Here is a 3098-nt window from a genome sequence, read left to right as displayed (position 1 = left end):
CCGTTTCGACGTTCAAGCTGCTGACTCGTACACCCCGAACAGCGACAACGGCTGGAACACCCGTTCGCGCGCTGAACTGTACCTCGACTCGGCCAGCGACACCGAATACGGCGCTCTGAAGACCCAGATCGTTGCTCGCTTCGACTTCGACGGTGACTACAACGACGGCCAGCACACCACCACCAAGCTGATCGCTGCCAACATCACCCTCGCCGGCTTCCTCGTCGGTCTGGCTGACTCGCAGTTCACGTCCTACACCGGCTACGCTGGCGACATCATCAACGACGACGTGATCTCCTACGGTCAGTTCGAAGTTAACCAGATCAGCTACACCTACGACGGCGGCAACGGCTTCACGGCAGTTGTCTCGCTCGAAGACGACTCCAAGGACGGCGACGACTACATGGTCGACGTAGTCGGCGGTATCGGCTACTCCACGGGCACCTTCGGCTTCAAGGTCGTCGGTGGTTACGACGAAAGCGCTGAAGAAGGCGCGATCAAGGCTCGTTTGGACGGCAACTTCGGCGCTCTGTCTGCCTTCTTGATGGCTGGCTGGAACTCTGACGGCGACACCGTCAACAAGTTCGCAAACGGCGACTCGATCGGTCAGAGCTGGGGTGACTGGGCTGTTTGGGGTGGCGTAGGCTACTCGTTCAGCGACACGCTCGCTGCTAACCTGCAGCTCGCTTACACCGACAACGAGACCTTCGCAGCTGCTGCGAACCTCAAGTGGAACCCGGTTCCGGGCCTGCTGATCCAGCCGGAAATCACCTACACCAACTGGGACGCGATCGACGAAGACCAGTGGAACGGCATGGTTCGCTTCCAGCGCACGTTCTAATCAGAACATTGGAGCCCGGCAAAGCCGGGCTCCTTTCATTTTTGCTCCAGCTTCTTGGTTTTTTGTTTTAGCAAGTCAAACGAACAAAATACTAAGTAGACATTATAATAATCGACCCTTATTATCAGTATTGCTTCCAAAGGCGGGGCAAAACTGTGTATAATAGGGGCGCTTCACTGTTGCCGAATTTCCTGATACTCAGTCACTTTCTGCCTGATCAGAGTATTGGAGTTCGTTTTGGAAAATATTATTGCGCCACACGGTGGCAATGCAGATTACGTCCTCCCCGAAGACTTGCTCTACAATATTCGGTATCGGCTCCAAGGCTCGTCATCAGCCGGTGAGGCGCGGCAAATATCCCTTCGTATTCTTTTTGAAAGATACGGAGATATATTGTGGGTTCCCGGTCGCCATAAATACACGGTGACGAATTTCATCTCCGAATTGCACGACCTGCTTCCCGATCCGAGCTTCTTTTCTTTCTCGCAGAATATGCTCGATGAATTGATCGGTTTACTCCGCAAGCGGGGCAACAGCAATGCGACGATCAACCGTAAAATGGCGGCCCTGAGCAAATTGTTGCGAAAGGCTTACAAGATGAAGGACATCAGCAGCCTTCCGGAATTTACGCGGGAAAAAGAAAAGGCAGGCCGGATACGTTTCCTCGATACAAACGAAGAGCAGCGCATATTCGACGGCATCGCCGGCCATTCCGAAGCTTATTATCGTCTTTGCATCTTTCTCGTCGATACCGGCGCCCGCCTTGGCGAGGCGATCGGGCTGCGCTGGAACGACGTCAGCGGTAGCCGGGTGACATTCTGGGTGACGAAATCGGGACGAAGCCGCTCCGTGCCCTTGACGCAAAGGGCCAAGGACGTCGTGGACATCCCGAAGCAACGCCGCAGCGGACCGTTCAGCGACATTGACCAGCAGCGTTTTCGGACGGCCTGGAACAGGGTAAAGCAGGATGTCGGCCTCGGGAGCGACAAGGACGTTGTTCCGCACGTGCTGCGCCATACATGCGCCTCCCGCCTGGTGCAGGGCGGCGTCGATATCCGACGCGTCCAGACCTGGCTCGGCCATCAGACACTGCAGATGACCATGCGTTATGCCCACCTCGCATCGCAGGATCTCGATGCCTGCGTCGCCGTTCTCGAAAAGATGTCGCAGATCCGCGCGGCACAGGATCACTGATTTTTCGGATTTTGCCGGTCGCCTACGGGCGGCCGGATGTCGGCCCGTTGCTTTGTCCGCCAAGCCGGAGCCCTGGTTCAGCCGGAAGGCAGGCGGAAATTCCCCACTCTCGATAACAGCTACAAGAGCGCCGCCATGCGCCGTCGACCTCAAAGCAAAAAGCCCGGCACGAAGACCGGGCTTTCCGTAAAACTCTGAAAATTCAGAGAATTAGAACGTGCGCTGGAAGCGAACCATACCGTTCCACTGGTCTTCATCGATCGAATCCCAGTTGGTGTAGGTGATTTCCGGCTGGATCAGCAGGCCCGGAACCGGGTTCCACTTTACGTTCGCAGCAGCTGCGAAGACTTCCGAGTCCGTGTAAGCGAGCTGCAGGTTGGCAGCCAGCGTGTCGGAGAACGAGTAACCGAGGCCACCCCAGACAGCCCAGTCGCCCCAGCCGATACCGGCAGCAGCACCGCCGAAGTTCGACGGAGCGAACTTGTGAACGACGTCGCCGTCAGAGTTCCAACCAGCCATCAAGAAGGCAGACAGAGCGCCGAAGTTGCCGTCCAAACGAGCCTTGATCGCGCCTTCTTCAGCGCTTTCGTCGTAACCACCGACGACCTTGAAGCCGAAGGTGCCCGTCGAGTAGCCGAGACCACCAACAACGTCGACCATGTAGTCGTCGCCGGTGCGGCTGTCGTCTTCGAGCGAGACAACTGCCGTGAAGCCGTTGCCGCCGTCGTAGGTGTAGCTGATCTGGTTAACTTCGAACTCGCCGTAAGCGATCACGTCGTCGTTGATGATGTCGCCAGCATAGCCGGTGAACGAGGTGTACTGCGAGTCAGCCAGACCGACGAGGAAGCCGGCGAGGGTGATATTGGCAGCGATCAGCTTGGACGTGGTGTGCTGACCGTCGTTGTAGTCACCGTCGAAGTCCCAACGGGCAACGATCTGGGTCTTCAGAGCGCCGTATTCGGTGTCGCTGGCCGAGTCGAGGTAGAGTTCGGCGCGCGAACGGGTGTTCCAGCCGTTGTCGCTGTTCGGCGAGTAGGAGTCAGCAGCCTGGACGTCGAAGCGA

At 57.3% G+C, this 3098-nt stretch carries 3 protein-coding genes; 2 read left to right on the top strand and 1 reads right to left on the bottom strand.

Annotation, left to right across the window (positions count from 1 at the left end):
- The coding region (locus ACSQ3I_RS28035; RefSeq protein ID WP_436004448.1) for a porin at positions 1-841 on the top strand (841 nt) is incomplete at its 5' end.
- A gap of 246 nt (positions 842-1087) precedes the next feature.
- Positions 1088-2035 carry a tyrosine-type recombinase/integrase gene (locus tag ACSQ3I_RS28030; RefSeq protein ID WP_436004450.1) on the top strand — a complete coding sequence of 316 codons (948 nt, stop codon included), beginning with the start codon at positions 1088-1090 and terminating at the stop codon, positions 2033-2035.
- Positions 2036-2245: 210 nt separating this feature from the next.
- On the opposite strand, the gene ACSQ3I_RS28025 is transcribed toward ACSQ3I_RS28030, so the two are convergent.
- The coding region (locus tag ACSQ3I_RS28025; protein ID WP_436004446.1) for a porin at positions 2246-3098 on the bottom strand (853 nt) is incomplete at its 5' end.

The sequence above is a fragment of the Rhizobium sp. LjRoot30 genome, assembly GCF_964253915.1.
Lineage (GTDB): Bacteria > Pseudomonadota > Alphaproteobacteria > Rhizobiales > Rhizobiaceae > Metarhizobium.
The sequence above is the reverse complement of the archived record's forward strand: the minus strand, read 5'-3'. Positions and strand labels throughout refer to the sequence as shown.